Below are 17,062 nucleotides of genomic sequence, written 5' to 3' on the forward strand. Positions count from 1 at the left end.
TGCAAACATGCGTACCGGATTGAATACCTTCCTGCTCTTCGCTGTCATGCTCATGACCACGGCTTGCCAGACCGTGCAGACCACACAGCCCGGCGTTGTGGGTGTGACGCGTCAGCAGCGCATCATGGGCTCGCTGGAGAACGAATCGCAGCAGATGAACAAGGAATCCGCGCTGGCGTACACGACCACGCTGCAAAGCGCCGCCAAGAAAGGCGAGCTCAATCCTGACAAGGCGCAGACCGAGCGCGTCCGGGCCATCGCCAACAAGCTGATTCCGCATGTCGTCGTGTTCCGCCCCGAGGCGAAGAACTGGGCATGGGAAGTGAATGTGCTGGCCAGCAAGGACGTCAACGCCTGGTGCATGCCCGGCGGCAAGATCGCGGTGTTCACGGGCCTGATCGAAACGCTCAGGGTCACGGACGACGAGTTGGCTGCTGTCATGGGTCACGAGATTTCGCATGCATTGCGCGAACATGCGTTGGAGCGTCAGCCACGTGTCATGGCGGCGCAAGTAGGGGGTGTGCTCTTGTCTGTGGGATCGGCGGCGCTAGGCTTCGAACTGCCCCCCGAACTTGCCCAGTCGGCCTCCATGGCGGCGATTGCACTGCCTAACTCGCGTGAGCAGGAGAGCGAGGCGGATCGCATGGGGCTGGAGCTGGCTGCGCGTGCGGGTTATGACCCCAGCGGTGCGGTGACCCTGTGGCAGAAGATGGCGAAGCTCGGAGGCAACGCGCCTCCCAAGATTCTCTCGTCCCATCCGCCTAGCGAAGAGCGCCAAGCCGATCTGAAGGCCACCGTGCCACTGGTCATGCCCCTGTATGAGAAGGCGCGCGGACGCTGATCGGCTGTCTGTAGTTGCGGATGTTGCAGATGTCTCATTGCTGGCTTGACTGTCGCCGCCTTTTCGTATCGTCGATGTTGCGCTAAAGTTCCGCCTCCGGCATGCGTTGTAAGGGTTTGGCCCTGCATGCTGCCCCGGTACATCCGGGTCGCGGCGACTATCCCCGATGCCGTGAAACTGGTGAATGCTGATGAATCCTGCCCGTCCGATCATTGCTGAACGTTTCGATTTCGCCATGCAGGCACTACTGACCTGCGTTGGCGGCACTGTCACGTCCACGGGCACCATCACCACCAAAACGACCAAAACCGTTACCGGATAGTTTCGTCCCGTGCCTCCGCTCGAGTTCCCGCCAGCGGCGGGGCGGGCGGACCAGAGTCCGGCGGGGACCGAGTTCAATAAAAGGAAATTGCAATGCGTGTAGGTTTTGTTGGCTGGCGCGGCATGGTTGGCTCCGTGCTGATGCAGCGGATGCGTGAAGAGAATGACTTCGCCCACATAGAGCCCGTTTTCTTCACTACTTCCAATGTGGGTGGCAAGGGGCCGGATGTCGGCCGTGACGTCGAGACGCTCAAGGATGCCAAGTCCATTGACGACCTGAAGGCGCTGGATGCAATCGTCACCTGTCAGGGCGGCGACTACACCAACGAAATCTACCCTCAGCTGCGCGCTGCGGGCTGGAGCGGGTACTGGATTGATGCAGCCTCATCGCTCCGAATGAAGGACGACGCGATCATCATCCTCGACCCCGTTAACCTCAACGTGATTCAGGATGGCCTGCAGAAGGGCGTCAGGAATTATGTTGGCGGCAACTGCACGGTCAGCCTCATGCTGATGGCTCTGGGCGGGTTGTTCCAGAACGACATGGTCGAGTGGGCTACTTCGATGACTTACCAGGCGGCCTCTGGTGCCGGCGCGCAGAACATGCGCGAGCTGATCGCGCAGATGGGCCGCATCCATGGGTCCGTGGCCGACTTGCTGGCCGATCCGGCTTCCGCGATTCTCGACATCGACCGTAAGGTGGCCGAGACGATCCGCAGCGACGACTTCCCGAGGCAGAACTTCCGCAACACTGCGCTAGCCGGCAGCCTGATCCCCTGGATCGATGTGCCCTACGAAAACGGCCAGAGCAAGGAAGAGTGGAAGGGCGGCGCCGAGTGCAACAAGATTCTCGGCAAGCCGGCTTTCCGTACGCCGGGCAGCGTGCCCATCGATGGCCTCTGCGTGCGCATCGGCGCGATGCGTTGCCATAGCCAGGCGATGACTATCAAGTTGCGCCAGGATGTGCCGCTGGATGAAATCACCGACATCATCGGCAAGGCCAATGACTGGGTGCGTGTGGTGCCGAACGACCGCGAGCGTTCCGAGCGTGAGCTTACGCCTGCAGCCGTAACCGGTCATCTGCACGTCCCCGTCGGTCGGCTGCGCAAGCTGGCGATGGGCGGCGAGTACCTGACAGCATTCACAGTCGGCGACCAGCTGCTGTGGGGCGCTGCCGAGCCGCTGCGCCGTATGCTGCGGATTCTTCTACAAAAATGACAGTTGTTTGCCGGGACCTGACGGTCCCGGTGAGTTGCATAAATACAACAATTGAGACCGTTAGACCCAGCTATTCAGGTAATGGATGAGCTTGCGACGATAACTCATTGATGTTATTTTGAAGTTTACTTTCACCACATCGGGCTGCCATAACGGCTGCGCCGCACGAAGCGTTATGAAAAAATCGTTCCTTCGTAGCACCCTCTTGGCAGCAATGATTGCTTCCATCTCCGGCCCGGCGATGGCCGCCGGCTTGGGACGGATCAATGTATTCAGTTCCTTGGGGCAGCCACTGAAAGCCGAGGTGGAGATTGCGGCAACGCCCGAAGAGCTGGAGGCCATGACGGCGCGGCTCGCATCGGCTGAAGCCCATGCCCGTGCGAATATTGAATTCGTCAGCGACTTTACCGCTGTGCGCATGAGCATCGAGCGGCGCGCCAACGGCAGCGCGGTTGTGCGCATTACGTCAGATCGTGCCTTCAACGAGCCTTTCGTTGACATGCTCGTCGAACTGACCTGGCAGGGTGGTCGTATCCTGCGCGAATACACTTTCCTGCTAGACCCATCTGAAACGGGTGCTTCCAGTGCCCGTGCGGTACCTCAACTGGCCGAACCCGCCGTCCGTGTTGATGCTGCGCCGGCTGCGCGTCCTGCACCGACCCCCGCACCTGCCGTCGTGTCCTCTGCGCCTGCACCGGCTGCGAGCAAGGCTGCACGCCCCGCCGCCGAGAAGCCCGCCGCTGCCGCGCCGGCACCGAAGCCCGAGAATGCACCCGCTGGCAGTGCTGGGGATTACACGGTCAAGTCGGGTGATTCGGCGACGTCGATTGCCGGCAAGCTCAAGCCAGTCGAAGTGACGCGCGACCAGATGGTCGCTGCGCTCTATCAGGCCAACAAGGATTCGTTTGGTGGCGGCAACATCAATCGCCTGTCGACCGGTACCGTGTTGCGTGTGCCGAGCGCAGCCGAAGCTGCCGCCATCGACAAAGCCGAAGCGCGTCAGATCATCGTCAAGGCTTCGAATTTTGAAGCCTTGAAGAGCGATGTTGCCCGGGCTGCCGAACAAGCGCCCGCACGTGACGCCAAGCCCGCCCAGGCATCCTCCGGCAAGGTCAGCCCGAAGGTGGAAGAGAAGGCCCCGGCAAGTGGTCAGGCTCGTGATCAGCTGAAAATCGGCCGTACTGACACCAAGGAAGGTGCTGGCGGCGACGCCAAGTCGGCCAGCCGCATCAAGGCGCTTGAAGAAGATGTTGTGGCGCGCGACAAAGCGCTCAAGGAAGCCAAGTCCCGTGCTGCCGAGCTCGAACGCAACGTCAAGGAGCTCGAAAAGCTCGTCAAGATGAAGACTGACAGCCTGGCTGAGCTGCAGAAACAAGCTGCAGCGGCGGACGCAAAGGCCAAGGAGGCGCTGAAGGCTGCTGCGGCTAACGCGAGCAAGGAAGACAAGGCTGCTGCCGCTGCCGCTGAAAAAGCGGCCAAGGTCGCCGCTGCTGCAGCCGAAAAGGCTGCGAAGGAAGAGGCAGCCGCGGCCGCCAAGGCTGCGAAGGCTGCAGAGAAAGCCGCCAAGGAAAAGGCCGCTGCCGACGAGAAGGCTGCCAAGGAAAAGGCTGCTGCTGAAGCTAAAGCCGCTAAAGAAAAGGCCGCGGCGGATGCAAAGGCCGCCAAGGAGCAGGCTGCTGCCGACGCGAAGGCTGCGAAGGAAAAAGCAATTGCTGATGAAAAGGCGGCCAAGGAACAAGCCGCTGCAGCGGCCAAGGCTGCTGAAGAGCAAGCGGCTGCCGAAAAGGCCGCCAAGGAACAGGCGGCTGCTCAAGCTGCCGCTGAGGCATCGGCTGCAGCCGCTGCTGCAGCGACGGCGAGCGAGCCCGTAGTTGCGGCGGCCAGCGAAGCTGTGCCGGCCCCCGTTGCATCGGCCCCCGTTGTAGCGCCGACACCTGCTCCCGCAACGGATACCGCTCAGGTGGTCGAAGACTCCGGCAGCATCTTTACCAGTCCGCTGATACTTGGCGTGTTGGCTGCGGCTGCGGGTGGTCTGGGCTTCGTATTCCTGCGTAACCGCCGTCGCAATGCCGCTTCGGGTGCGATGACGACTTCACTGAGCGAAAGCTCAACCAGCCCGAATTCGGTTTTTGGCAACGCAGGCGGTCAGACGGTTGATACCGGCACCAGCATGCTGCATACGGACTTCAGCCAGTCGGGGCTCTCGGCAATCGACAGTGACGAAGGTGTTGATCCAGTGGCGGAAGCTGACGTGTACATGGCCTACGGTCGTGATGCACAAGCCGAAGAAATCCTGCAGGACGCGCTCAAGAGCGATCCGACCCGCGTGGCGATCTATCTGAAGCTGCTCGAAATCTATGCTCAGCGTCGTAGCGTCAAGCAGTTCGAGAATGTTGCTACCGATCTCTACACCCAGACTGGTGGCGTAGGCGATGATTGGGGCAAGGCTGCCGCGCTGGGGGCGCGCCTCGATCCGGGCAACCCCCTGTATGGCAACGCGGGAAGCACTGACAACACTACGGTAATCATTCCCAAGGCACAGGCCGCTGAAGTACCGGTTGAAATTTCGCTGCCGGCAGAAGTTGCGGCTGCTCCGGAACCTGCTCCGCAGGCCGCCGTCAGTTTTGGTACGAACAATGTGTCGCAGATGCGTGCGACCTGGACGGTGCCGGGCGAGATCGGCCAATTGGCGCAGGGTGAAGGCGATGTGCCGGTTATGCCGGAACCTGAACCCGAACCGATGTTGACCGCGACATCACCCGAGCCGCTGAATCTGGACTTCAATCTGGATCTGGAGCTGCCGCAAGGTGACGAGCCGGAAACGCGCATTGAAGCTCGCGAACCCGAAGACGAGCCGCTGTCGATCGATACGCAACCCGATTTCTCGGCAGGCGAATCGGCTCCGCTTGAATTCGACCTGGATGTCGAGCCCGCCGCTGCAGCCCCCGCGCCGGCCCCGGCCGCGCCTGTTGTGTCGCAGTTTGCTGCGGCTGAAGCTGCGGTCGACAAGGCCATGAGCGAGTTGTCTTCGACCGATGCCATGGGTGTCGAACGCGCGATGGAACGTTCGCACGTGTCGGAGGTTGATCTGGAAAAGACCAACTTCGAGAGCAGCTTGCTCGACTTTGACTTCGAGCTGGGTGAAGACTCGAATGTATCCCGCAGCAGCATGGATCTCTCTGACATTCAGATCTCCAGCTCGGCCAGCCCGGCGGCAGCTCAGGTCGAGATGGTCGATACCAGCGCGGCTTCGACGCCGGCAATTGGCAATGTCGACCTCAACGACGAAGTAAGCACCAAACTGGAACTGGCGCGCGCCTATGAAGAGATGGGCGATATCGAGGGCGCCAAGGAGCTTCTCGAAGAAGTCATGTCGGACGGCGCTGATGTACAGAAAGAAATGGCACGTACGATCCTGACGCGCATTGCATGATGTCGTCCGAGGTTTCGCGAACACATCCGGCCGTCCTAGTGACGGCCGGTTTGTTTTGTATTGTCGCCCTGCAAGGCTTGTCTGGATATGCGTTCTGGCTGCTTTGGCTGGCTGTGCTGGGCGTCGCGGCGGGATGCAACCTCAGGCCACTGCGGCGCATGCTTTGGCGGTCGAAGTGGATCTTCCTTTCAATCCTCATCCTGTTTTCCTGGCAGACGCCGGGCCGCGCCGTACTGGTGGATTTCTGGAGGCTAAGCCCCAGTGTCGAAGGCGTGCTGTTGTCCGTTGAACATGCGGCACGATTGGCGGGCATGATAGGCGTCATCGTGATTCTCATGAGTCGCTTGCAGCTTGCTGACTGGGTGGCGGCTCTGCATGTCCTCGTCGCGCCCTGCCGTTGGCTAGGCATTTGTACCGATCGCTTTTCCGTGCGTTTGACCTTGGTGCTGGAGGCAGTCAGTACTGAAAGGCCCCGCAGGCCGACATGGCACGAGGTGCTGACTACAATGGATCCGGGGACGGATTCTGCGTCGGTGGAAAGCGGCGCGACGCGCTGGGACCTTGTTGTCCTGTCAGCGCGTGATCGCGGCGTGTTGTGGCTGGCGTGGGCGGGAGCCTTTGGAGCAGGGGTATGGCTCGCATTGTCCTGAGCATCGAGTACGACGGCAGTGCTTTCGAAGGCTGGCAGTCGCAACCTCACGGACGGACCGTGCAGGATGTGCTGCAGGCGGCCGTGCGTGAAATTGCGGGGCACGAGGTTGTCCTGCATTGTGCAGGCCGAACAGACACGGGCGTCCATGCGACGACGCAGATTGCTCACTTCGATACGGATGCCGCGCGCCCCCTTTCCGCTTGGGTACGTGGGGTCAACGCACATTTACCGCATGCGGTCAGCGTGCATTGGTCGCAAGAGGTTGATGAAGATTTTCATGCGCGCTTCAGTGCCGAAGCGCGTCGCTATCGTTACGTCCTGCTCAACCAGCCGGTGCGGCCCGCTGTGCTGGCCGGCAGGGTCGGCTGGCATCATGCTCCGCTGGATCTTGCAGCCATGCAGGCGGCCTGTGCGGCGATCATTGGTACGCATGATTTCTCTGCGTTCAGGGCTGCTTCGTGTCAAGCCAATACGCCGGTAAGGTTGATGCATCTGGCGCGCGTCGGCCGGCAGGGCAATTGTCTGCATTTCGATTTTGCCGCGAACGGCTTTCTGCATCACATGGTACGCAATCTGGTCGGTGCGCTGTTGCATGTCGGTAAAGGAGAGGCCGCGCCGGACTTCATGCGCGAGCTCTTGCGGCAGGCGGACCGGCGGCTGTCGCCGCCAACTTTCGCGCCTGACGGACTTTATCTGTGCGGGATTCGTTATCCTGAGAGCCATGGCCTGCCTGCTCGGGGCCAGCTATTCGTTCCTCCGGCCATTTCTGGAAACCCATGCGAACCCGAATCAAGATCTGTGGATTGACCCGTGAGCAGGATGTAGACGCTGCTGTGAATGCCGGCGCTGACGCCATCGGGCTGGTTTTCTACCCGCCCAGCCCGCGTTTTGTCGATATTGAGCGCGCTGCGCAGCTATGTCGCGAGGTGCCGCCGTTCGTAAGCATCGTCGGTTTGTTCGTGAATGCCGAAGAAGCGTTTGTGCGCCGGCACCTCGATGCATTACCGCTGACATGCCTGCAGTTTCATGGAGAGGAACGCTCCGAGGATTGCGGGCGCTATGGTCGGCCTTACCTCAAAGCTGCCCGGGTGCGGCCGGGGGTCAATCTGGTAGACTACGCGGCCGCGTTTCCTGACGCCCAAGGCCTGCTGCTGGACGCTTGGGTTGATGGCTATGGTGGCGGTGGCAAGACTTTCGACTGGTCACTGATCCCGGAAAATCTGCCTTTGCCGCTCGTCCTGTCTGGTGGGCTGGACGCTGAAAACGTGACGGAAGCGGTGCAAAGCATCCGTCCTTGGGCGGTGGATGTGAGCAGTGGCGTCGAGTCGCTGACCGGTGGCAAGGGAATCAAGGATGCAGCGCTGATCGCTGCGTTCATTGCTGGAGTACGCAATGCAGATGTCTGACCTCAAGTACAACATGCCCGACGATGGTGGGCATTTCGGGCAGTTTGGTGGCGTTTTCGTCGCCGAAACCCTGATTCCGGCGTTGGACCAACTGCGCGCCGAGTACGAAAAGGCCATCAAGGACCCGGACTTCATCGCCGAGTTCCAGTACGAGCTCAAGCATTACGTCGGTCGTCCCAGTCCGCTCTACCATGCCAAGCGCTGGTCCGAGATCCTGGGTGGCGCGCAGATCTACCTCAAGCGCGAGGATCTGAACCACACCGGTGCGCACAAGGTTAATAACACCATTGGTCAGGCCTTGCTGGCGCGCCGCATGAACAAGAAACGTGTGATCGCCGAGACCGGCGCGGGTCAGCACGGCGTGGCATCGGCCACCGTGGCCGCCCGTTACGGGCTGGAATGCGTGGTCTACATGGGCTCGGAAGATGTTGCGCGCCAGGCGCCCAATGTGTTCCGCATGAAGCTGCTTGGCGCGACGGTTGTTCCCGTCAGTAGTGGCTCCAAGACCCTCAAGGATGCGATGAACGAGGCCCTGCGTGATTGGGTGACCAACGTCGACTCCACGTACTACATCATCGGCACCTGTGCCGGTCCTCATCCTTACCCGATGCTGGTGCGCGATTTCCAGTCCGTCATCGGTGAGGAGTGCAAGGTCCAGTGTGCCGAGCAGATCGGCCGCCAGCCTGATGTCGTCGTGGCTTGCGTGGGTGGCGGCTCAAACGCCATCGGCATTTTCTACCCTTATATCGAAGTGCCTGGTGTGCGCTTGATCGGCGTGGAAGCCGGTGGCCATGGCATCGAAACCGGTCGCCACGCGGCACCGCTGACGACCAATGCTCCCCCCGGCGTGCTGCATGGCGAGCGCGTCAATCTGATGCAGGACGAAAACGGCCAGATCGTCGATACACACTCGATTTCTGCCGGCCTGGATTATCCCGGCGTCGGCCCCGAACACTGCCATCTCAACGAGATCAAGCGTGCCGAGTATGTCGCCGCGACCGACGACGAGTCGTTGCAGGCGTTCCACGACCTGTGTCGCTATGAAGGCATCATCCCTGCACTGGAGTCCAGCCACGCGCTGGCACATGCCCGCAAGATTGCTCCGCAGATGGCGCGCGATCAAGTCATCGTCGTGAATCTGTCAGGCCGTGGTGACAAGGACATTCCGACCATCGCCCGACTCGAAGGCATTCAGCTTTGATCCGGCCCTGATTGGCCTCATTGCCCCATACCAGCCGATACCGAACCCGCATGTCTTCCCGCATCCAGACCACTTTCTCCCGCCTCCAGGCCGCCGGCAAGCGCGCCTTGATTCCCTACATCACCGCCGGTGACCCGAATCCCGGTATGACCGTGGGCCTCATGCAGGCGCTGGTCAAGGGTGGGGCCGATATCATCGAGCTTGGCGTGCCGTTTACCGATCCGTCGGCGGATGGTCCCGTCATCCAGCGCGCAACCGAACGCGCACTGGCGCATGGCGTGAGCCTGCGTTCAGTGATTGCCATGGTTGCCGAGTTCCGCAAGACCGATGACCAGACACCGGTTGTTCTCATGGGTTACGCCAACCCGGTGGAAGCCATGGGATACGAAGCCTTCGCTGCTGCGGCGAGCGAAGCGGGCATCGACGGGTTGTTGACCGTTGATTTGCCGCCCGATGAGGCGCCTGCACGTGTAGCCGTGTTGCAGCGTTTCGGTATCGACCCCATTTTCCTGCTCGCGCCCACGACGCCGCCGCAACGCGCGCAGACTGTCGGAAAGCTGGCGAGAGGCTATGTTTACTACGTGTCCCTCAAGGGCGTGACCGGGGCGAGCCACCTCAACGTTGGCAACGTGGCGGAAAAGCTGGCTGAACTGCGCCAGTACATTCCCCTGCCGATCGGTGTGGGCTTTGGCATCCGTGACGCGGCGTCTGCGCGTGCTGTGTCGGACTGTGCCGATGCTGTCGTGATCGGTACGCGGATCGTGCAGGAGTTCGAGCAGGGTCCCGACGGGCTGGCTGAGCGTCTGATCGACTTTCTGTCGGGCGTGCGCGCCGCGCTGGACGAGCCCCGAACCTGACCGGAATTATTTGAAGAGGATTCAAGATGAGCTGGCTGACCAAACTGCTGCCGCCCAAGATCAAGCGTGACCAACCCGTCCGTAAATCGATTCCGGAAGGTCTGTGGATCAAGTGCGAGGCCTGCGAGGCCGTGCTGTATCGCTCGGACATCGAGCAGAGCCAGTATGTGTGCCCCAAGTGCGGCCACCACAAGCGTATCCGTGCGCGCCAACGCCTGGATCTGTTGCTGGATGCAGAAGGCCGCTTCGAGCTGGGCTCTGAGGTTGTGCCGCTTGATCCGCTGAAGTTCAAGGACAGCAAGAAGTACCCGGACCGTCTGGCCGCTGCCAATGAAGACACTGGTGAAGCTGACGCGCTCATCGTCATGCAGGGCTCGGTGTGCAACGTCCCCCTGGTTGTTGCGGCATTCGAATTCGATTTCCTCGGTGGCTCCATGGGGTCCGTCGTGGGCGAGCGCTTTGTGCGTGGCGTCAAGGCTGCCTATGAACAGGATTTGCCGTTTGTGTGTTTCACCGCCACCGGTGGTGCGCGAATGCAGGAAGGTCTGTTCTCCCTCATGCAGATGGCCAAAACGACGGCGGCGATCACGCGCCTGTCGGCGCGTCGCCTGCCTTTCGTGACAGTCTTGACTGACCCGACCATGGGTGGTGTCTCGGCCAGTTTTGCCTTCATGGGCGATGTGGTGATTGGTGAGCCTGGCGCACTGATCGGCTTTGCCGGCCCGCGCGTAATCGAGCAGACCGTGCGCGAGAAGCTGCCGGAAGGTTTCCAGCGTTCGGAGTTCCTCATCGAGAAGGGCGCCATCGACATGATTGTCGATCGCCGTGAACTGCGCGAGCGTCTCGCCCAGGTGCTGACCCTGTTGTCGGGTCAGCCCGCCGTCAATAGCTGATGTCCCTGCCTGATTCGTTGCAAGGCTGGCTCGACTGGATCGAGCGTCAGCATGCACGTCCCATCGAACTGGGGCTGGATCGTGTCCGCCGCGTTCTGCAGACGATGAATCTGCGCAATGGTGCGGTCGTCATCACCGTGGGGGGCACCAATGGCAAGGGCTCAACCTGCGCCATGCTCGACGCCATCCTGCGCGCGGCGGGCTATCGCGTTGGCGTCTACACCTCCCCGCATCTGCTGAGGTACAACGAACGTGTTCGTCTGCTCGGGCAGGACGCTGACGATGCTGTGCTGTGCCGTGGCTTCGAGGCGGTCGAGGCAGCGCGCACCGCGTTGCCTGATACGCCGCTGACCTATTTCGAATACGGCACCTTGGCCGCCTGGTGGGTGTTTTGCCAGCAGGCGCTGGATGTGGTCGTGCTTGAGGTCGGCTTGGGTGGCCGGCTGGATGCGGTCAACGTCATCGATCCCGACTGCGCCATCGTGACCGGTGTTGCCATGGACCACATGGATTACCTCGGCGATACGCGCGAGAAGATCGGTTTCGAGAAAGCCGGCATCTACCGTGCGGGGCGTCCGGCGATTTGCAGCGATCCGCAGCCCCCACAGTCGTTGGTCGATCACGCACGTGCAATCGGGGCTGATCTGCGCATTTCGGGGCGTGATTTCGGTTTTTCCGGTGACAAGACGCAGTGGCAGTTCCGTGGCCGCCAGCAGCGTCGCAACAGCATGGCTTACCCGGCCTTGCGTGGCGCCAATCAATTACTTAATGCAGCAGGGGCGCTGGCTGCGCTGGAGGCTATCGAAGAGCGCCTGCCTGTGCCGATGCAGGCTGTTCGTCAGGGACTGATGCTGGTCGAAGTGCCGGCGCGCTTCCAGGTACTGCCGGGCCGGCCCTCCGTGGTGCTGGACGTGGCACACAATCCCCAGTCGGCGGCTGTGCTGGCAGACAATCTTTCCAATATGGGCTTCTTTCCGGACACCCATGCGGTGTGCGGCATGCTGGCTGACAAGGACATTGCTGGTAGCCTGAAGCCGATGCTGGCTCGCGTTGATCACTGGTACCTGTGTAATCCGGGTGGGCCGCGCGCGGCAACACCTGAAGCGCTGCAAGAAGTGCTGCTGGGGCTGGGAAGCAAGGCCACGGTGAGCCTCTTTGCCGATCCGGCAGCGGCCTTTGCGGCAGCGAGGGCGAAGGCGGGGGAGGGTGATAGAATCGTGACCTTCGGATCCTTCCTGACCGTATCGGCTGTCATGCAGAGCTTGCAACGGCAACCGGCGGAGGTGGGGTCGGCAGCCCCTCCGACAGAAGCCCGCCATGGCTGAAAACGACGCCCAGCTCGAACTGAAGAAGCGCGCCCGCCGTCGCCTGATTGGTGCCGTGGCCCTTGCGCTCGCAGCCATCATCTTTCTGCCCATGGTCATGGACAGCGAACCGCGTCAGACCGGCAATGAGTTGCAGATCCGCATTCCAAGCCAGGAAGGCAGCAACTTCACCTCTCGCGTCATCAATACCGCCAGCAGTTCCACACCGGTCTCGGTGCCCGGCGACCCGGAAATGAGTCCCGTTACCGTGAGCTCGGCACCGCGTGGCGCTGCGAGCGCGTCAACAGTCGCGGCCAGCAGTGCGGCGTCGTCGTCGTCGAGCGTGGCCGCTGCGAGTGCTCCGAGCCATACGGCAGCGAGCAGCGCCGGCGGTGAAGTCAGGGCGCGCGCCCTGCTCGAACGAGGCGAAGAGCCGGCATCCAGATTTTTCGTCCAGGTTGGTGTTTATCGCGAACAGGACAACGCACGTGGCGTAGCAGCCAAGGTCAAGCAGGCAGGCATGGTGCCCAGCGTCGAGAAGGTGGGAGCCAGCACGCGCGTGCGTGTTGGCCCGTTCAAGACCAAGGCACAGGCTGAACAGGCGGTGGAAAAGCTCAAACGGGTAAGTCTGGACGGGGTTGTCTCGGGCAAGTGAGCAGGCAGTGACCGTTTTCGATTTCGTCTTCCTCGGAATCGTGCTGGCCAGTGTTCTGCTTGGTGCCTGGCGCGGATTGGTCAGTGAGGTCATCGCGCTGTGCAGCTGGGCGCTGGCGGTTTTCCTGGCTTGGCGCTTTGCGGCCTTGATTGCGCCCTTTGTGGCTCCATTTGTGACTACGCCGGCGCTTCAGTGGGCGCTCGCTTTTGTCGTCATTGTGGTGGCGGTCCTGCTCATGCTGGCCGTGGTGCGTTTCCTGCTCCGTGAGCTGCTGAAAGCAGCCGGTCTGGGACTGACGGATCGCGTGGCCGGGGCCTTGTTCGGCGTGGTGCGCGCGGTTTTGATTGCGTTGGTGCTGGTTGGTCTGTGCGGGCTGACGAGCTTCCCGCGCGAAGCCTGGTGGCGCGGAGCGACTTTCTCTGCACCGCTGGAAACGGTTGTGATTGCAGTGAAGCCCTGGCTCCCCAAAGAGCTGGCGGCACGTATCAGGTACAGGTGAGCTATGTGTGGAATCATCGGGGTCGTGGCAAGCACGTCCGTCAATCAGCTGTTGTATGACGGTTTGCAGGTGCTGCAACACCGCGGGCAGGACGCCGCGGGGATCGCTACGGCGGAGGGCGGACGCTTCCACATGCACAAGGGGCCGGGCTTGGTGCGCGACGTATTCCGCACGCGCAACATGCGCAACCTGGCGGGCAACTGGGGCATCGGTCACTGCCGTTATCCCACCGCAGGTTCGGCCTACAACCCGGCTGAGGCGCAACCGTTCTACGTGAATTCGCCTTTCGGCCTGATGCTGGCTCACAACGGCAACCTCACGAATGCTGATGCGCTCAAACGCGAGATGTATCTCGCCGACCTGCGCCACATGAATACCAACTCCGATTCGGAAGTGCTGCTCAACGTGCTGGCGCACGAGCTGCAAGAGGCTTCCGGCGGTTCGTTCCGTCTCGACGAAGAAACCATCTTCCGTGCCGTGAAGGGCGTGCATCGCCGTGCCAAGGGCGCCTATGCCGCCGTGGTGATGATCGCGGGTTATGGTCTGCTGGCTTTCCGCGATCCGTACGGCATCCGTCCGCTGGTGATCGGCGAGAACGATGTCGGTGATCGCAAGGAATACATGGTGGCGTCCGAAAGCGTGGCAATCGACGTTCTGGGCTTCAAGCTTTTGCGCGACGTGGCGCCCGGCGAAGCGATCCTGATCGATGTCCACGGCAAGCTCTCCAGCGCACAGTGCGCCGAACCGGCGCCGTATGCGCCGTGCATGTTCGAGTTCGTCTATCTGGCACGCCCCGATTCGCTGATCGACGGCATCTCGGTCTACGAAAGCCGCGTGAAGATGGGCAGCTACCTGGCTGAACGCATCAAGCGTGACTTCGCCGATCTGGAGATTGATGTCGTGATCCCGATCCCCGATTCCAGTCGCAACGCTGCGATGGAGCTGGCGAGTGATCTGAACCTGCCGTACCGCGAAGGCTTTGTGAAGAACCGTTACATTGGCCGTACCTTCATCATGCCCGGGCAGGCGGTGCGCAAGAAGTCTGTGCGTCAGAAGCTCAATGCCATGCACCAGGAATTTGCGGGCAAGAAAGTGCTGCTTGTGGATGACTCCATCGTGCGTGGCACCACCAGTCGCGAGATCATCACGATGGCGCGTGAAGCTGGGGCCACCAAGGTGTACATGGCCTCGGCTGCGCCGCCGGTGCGTCACGCCAACGTGTATGGCATCGACATGCCCAGCCGTGCTGAATTGATTGCTTCGTACCGCACCGAGGAAGAGATCGGTCGTGAGATCGGCGCCGACGCGTTGATCTACCAGACGCTGGAGGATCTCAAGGAAGCAGTGGGGTCGCTGAACCCGGCAATCAAGGAATTCGAGACATCCTGCTTCGATGGGCGCTACGTGACAGGCGATATCACGCCGGAGTACCTCAGCTTTGTCGAGGGCGGTCGTGCCGACTCCAACATCGGTGAGGATCCGGAAGCGAGTCAGCTTGATCTGAACCTGGTGTCTTGACGGCAGACATTGCAGGAGAGTAGCTTCCTGTTACGCGCCGATTTGATGCACAGCTTGCGGGCGCTTAATAAATCCAGCTAAAGCGAAGCAGGACGCAGTGCAGGACCCGTTCTGACTCGCAAGAGCTGAACGGGTTTTTTGTTTTCGAGGTGAGCATGAATCCTTTTGATGAACTTGATCTTGATCCCCAGACTCTCGCCATCCGTGCCGGCACGCAGCGCAGCCAGTTCGGCGAGCACAGTGAGGCGCTGTTCCTGACTTCCAGCTACGTCTTCAAGAGCGCCGCAGAGGCCAAGGGCCGCTTTGTCGGTGGCGATGAAGGCATGGTCTATTCGCGCTTCACCAATCCCACGGTGGACATGCTGCAAACCCGTCTCGCCGCGCTGGAGGGGGCCGAGGCGTGTATTGCTACGGCCAGTGGCATGGCTGCCATCCTCGCTGTGTGCATGGGCTTGCTGAAGTCCGGTGACCACATCGTCGCGTCCAAGGGCTTGTTCGGATCGAGCATCCAGTTCTTCAACCTGTACATGGCAAAGTTCGGCGTTGAGACGAGCTACGTCGATGCGGACGATCTTGCCGCCTACGAGGCGGCGATGAAGCCGACGACGAAGCTGGTGTTCGTCGAGACGCCCTCGAACCCGCTGACGCAGCTGGTCGACATTGCGGCAACCGCGGAGATCGCGCATCGCGGTGGCGCTTTGCTGGTGGTCGACAATTGCTTCTGCTCGCCGGCCCTGCAGCAACCACTCAAGCTGGGTGCAGATATCGTCATTCACTCGGCGACCAAGTATCTCGATGGTCAGGGTCGTGTGCTTGGCGGTGCGGTTGTGGGCAGCAAGGCTTTGCTGGAGGAAGTGCTGCGTTTCCTGCGCACGGCAGGGCCGACGATCTCGCCCTTCAACGCCTGGATCATCCTCAAGGGGCTGGAGACGCTGGATATCCGCATGAAGGCGCATTCGGTCAATGCTCTGGCCGTGGCCAGCTGGCTGGAGCAGCAGCCGGGTGTGGCACGCGTTTTTTATCCCGGTCTGCCGTCGCATCCGCAGTACGAGCTGGCGCGCCGTCAACAAAAGACGGGCGGTGCGATCGTGGCCTTCGAAGTCAAAGGAGGGCAGGCCGAAGCCTGGCGGGTGGTCGACAATTGCCGCTTGCTGTCGATCACGGCAAATCTGGGTGACACGCGTACGACCATCACGCATCCGGCGACGACAACGCATGGTCGCATCACGCCTGAAGCGCGCACTGCAGCGGGTATCCAGGACAGCCTGATCCGTCTTGCCGTCGGGCTGGAGGCGGTGAAGGACATTACTGACGACCTGGCGCGCGGCCTGAGCTGAGGAGCGGGCGACAAAAAACAAAGGGGCGCGATGCGCCCCTTTGTTTTTCGGGTCAGTCCGTCACAGTGTCATCAGCGTCTGACGCCCCCACCAGGACTCCTGTGGCGCAAGTACGATCGGTGTTTCGACGACGGCGCCTTCGACGCAGAGCATGCGCCGGAAGCCGTTGTCTGGCAGGTCCTGCAGTTGCTTGCTGCGTTCGACCCAGGGGTTCCAGACCACAGTGTCTGGCAGATTCTCGCTGTAGATGGCCAAGGCACGGTGCTGCTCACGGAGCAGCAGTGCGTTCTTCGTGCCGTGGTAGATGCGGTCGACTTCCTGATCGATCATGAAGCTGGTGCCGCTTTCGCGGAAGCGTTTTTTGGTCAGCGAGTCGGAGCACTCCTGCCCGCGCAAGCCTTCCAGCATGCATTCCTCGACCTCTTTGACTGCGAGATAGGTATGCAGGGCTGCAGTGAAGCTGAACGACTCATCGCCGTCGTTGAGCACGTCCATTTCCATGTCCAGGCGATCGCCGGAAACACTGATGGCCAGTTCCAGAACGAATTTTCCTTGCCACTGCGCCAAAGTTGCGTCGCTGTAACGCAGGCGCAGATTGGCCATCGCGTAGTCCTCACCAACACGCGCGTCGACGAGCTCCCATTTGCTCTTGCGTGCAAAGCCGTGTGAAGGCAGGGGACCGTTGCTGGCGAACTGCGGAAAGCAGATCGGTACGCCGCCGCGCACGGCTGTGCCTTCCTTGAACACGGCGTCGGGTGAGAGGTACAGACGGTCAGGGCCGCCGCGGGGCTTCCACGACACCACATGCGCGCCGTGGTCGAGCACGATGGCTTCACTGCCATCTGGTGCGCGCAGGCGCGTGGCAGGCATGCCGTGGAAGTCGATGCGTTCTGCAAGATTGGGAGTTGTCATGAGATGGCAAAAAGC

At 61.4% G+C, this 17,062-nt stretch carries 16 protein-coding genes; 15 read left to right on the plus strand and 1 reads right to left on the minus strand.

Annotation, left to right across the window (positions count from 1 at the left end; translation table 11 throughout):
- The first annotated feature begins 7 nt into the window (after window positions 1-7).
- From ABEA02_RS05280 to ABEA02_RS05350, 15 genes are all read left to right on the plus strand, one after another.
- On the plus strand, window positions 8-841 hold the full coding sequence (locus tag ABEA02_RS05280) for a M48 family metallopeptidase (protein ID WP_345531814.1): 834 nt from the start codon (window positions 8-10) through the stop codon (window positions 839-841).
- 190 nt (window positions 842-1,031) lie between these two features.
- Window positions 1,032-1,163, plus strand: a complete 132-nt coding sequence (locus ABEA02_RS05285) for a hypothetical protein (RefSeq protein ID WP_345531815.1) — start codon at window positions 1,032-1,034, stop codon at window positions 1,161-1,163.
- A 92-nt stretch (window positions 1,164-1,255) separates the two neighbouring features.
- Window positions 1,256-2,380, plus strand: a complete 1,125-nt coding sequence (gene asd / locus ABEA02_RS05290) for an aspartate-semialdehyde dehydrogenase (protein ID WP_345531816.1) — start codon at window positions 1,256-1,258, stop codon at window positions 2,378-2,380.
- A 214-nt stretch (window positions 2,381-2,594) separates the two neighbouring features.
- Complete coding sequence (locus ABEA02_RS05295; protein ID WP_345531817.1) at window positions 2,595-5,813, plus strand: motility hub landmark protein FimV; 3,219 nt, start codon at window positions 2,595-2,597, stop codon at window positions 5,811-5,813.
- A complete protein-coding gene (locus tag ABEA02_RS05300) occupies window positions 5,810-6,463 on the plus strand; it encodes an energy-coupling factor transporter transmembrane component T family protein (RefSeq protein ID WP_345531818.1) in 654 nt (217 codons plus the stop codon). The genes ABEA02_RS05295 and ABEA02_RS05300 overlap by 4 nt, the downstream gene beginning before the upstream one ends.
- Window positions 6,445-7,272 carry a tRNA pseudouridine(38-40) synthase TruA gene (gene truA, locus ABEA02_RS05305; protein ID WP_345531819.1) on the plus strand — a complete coding sequence of 276 codons (828 nt, stop codon included), beginning with the start codon at window positions 6,445-6,447 and terminating at the stop codon, window positions 7,270-7,272. Before ABEA02_RS05300 ends, truA begins: the two co-directional genes overlap by 19 nt.
- Window positions 7,242-7,871: a phosphoribosylanthranilate isomerase gene (locus ABEA02_RS05310; RefSeq protein WP_345531820.1), complete on the plus strand. Its 630-nt coding sequence runs from the start codon at window positions 7,242-7,244 to the stop codon at window positions 7,869-7,871. The genes truA and ABEA02_RS05310 overlap by 31 nt, the downstream gene beginning before the upstream one ends.
- Window positions 7,858-9,072, plus strand: a complete 1,215-nt coding sequence (gene trpB, locus ABEA02_RS05315) for a tryptophan synthase subunit beta (protein ID WP_345531821.1) — start codon at window positions 7,858-7,860, stop codon at window positions 9,070-9,072. The genes ABEA02_RS05310 and trpB overlap by 14 nt, the downstream gene beginning before the upstream one ends.
- Window positions 9,073-9,122: 50 nt before the next feature.
- On the plus strand, window positions 9,123-9,929 hold the full coding sequence (gene trpA, locus ABEA02_RS05320) for a tryptophan synthase subunit alpha (RefSeq protein ID WP_345531822.1): 807 nt from the start codon (window positions 9,123-9,125) through the stop codon (window positions 9,927-9,929).
- Between the two features lie 26 nt (window positions 9,930-9,955).
- Window positions 9,956-10,822 (plus strand): acetyl-CoA carboxylase, carboxyltransferase subunit beta, encoded by an 867-nt coding sequence (accD, locus tag ABEA02_RS05325; protein ID WP_345531823.1) that lies wholly within the window; start codon window positions 9,956-9,958, stop codon window positions 10,820-10,822.
- Entirely contained in the window at window positions 10,822-12,147 is a 1,326-nt protein-coding gene (folC, locus tag ABEA02_RS05330) for a bifunctional tetrahydrofolate synthase/dihydrofolate synthase (protein WP_345531824.1), read from the plus strand. The genes accD and folC overlap by 1 nt, the downstream gene beginning before the upstream one ends.
- A complete protein-coding gene (locus tag ABEA02_RS05335) occupies window positions 12,140-12,781 on the plus strand; it encodes an SPOR domain-containing protein (RefSeq protein WP_345531825.1) in 642 nt (213 codons plus the stop codon). The genes folC and ABEA02_RS05335 overlap by 8 nt, the downstream gene beginning before the upstream one ends.
- A gap of 7 nt (window positions 12,782-12,788) precedes the next feature.
- A complete protein-coding gene (locus ABEA02_RS05340) occupies window positions 12,789-13,280 on the plus strand; it encodes a CvpA family protein (RefSeq protein ID WP_345531826.1) in 492 nt (163 codons plus the stop codon).
- A 3-nt stretch (window positions 13,281-13,283) separates the two neighbouring features.
- Window positions 13,284-14,798 carry an amidophosphoribosyltransferase gene (gene purF / locus ABEA02_RS05345; protein WP_345531827.1) on the plus strand — a complete coding sequence of 505 codons (1,515 nt, stop codon included), beginning with the start codon at window positions 13,284-13,286 and terminating at the stop codon, window positions 14,796-14,798.
- Window positions 14,799-14,953: 155 nt separating this feature from the next.
- Window positions 14,954-16,135 (plus strand): O-succinylhomoserine sulfhydrylase, encoded by a 1,182-nt coding sequence (locus ABEA02_RS05350; protein ID WP_345531828.1) that lies wholly within the window; start codon window positions 14,954-14,956, stop codon window positions 16,133-16,135.
- A 60-nt stretch (window positions 16,136-16,195) separates the two neighbouring features.
- On the opposite strand, the gene ABEA02_RS05355 is transcribed toward ABEA02_RS05350, so the two are convergent.
- Complete coding sequence (locus ABEA02_RS05355) at window positions 16,196-17,047, minus strand: D-hexose-6-phosphate mutarotase (protein WP_345531829.1); 852 nt, start codon at window positions 17,045-17,047, stop codon at window positions 16,196-16,198.
- Window positions 17,048-17,062: the final 15 nt, after the last annotated feature.

Origin of the sequence: Viridibacterium curvum, from assembly GCF_039544165.1 — a bacterium.
In the GTDB taxonomy this organism is placed as follows: domain Bacteria; phylum Pseudomonadota; class Gammaproteobacteria; order Burkholderiales; family Rhodocyclaceae; genus Viridibacterium; species Viridibacterium curvum.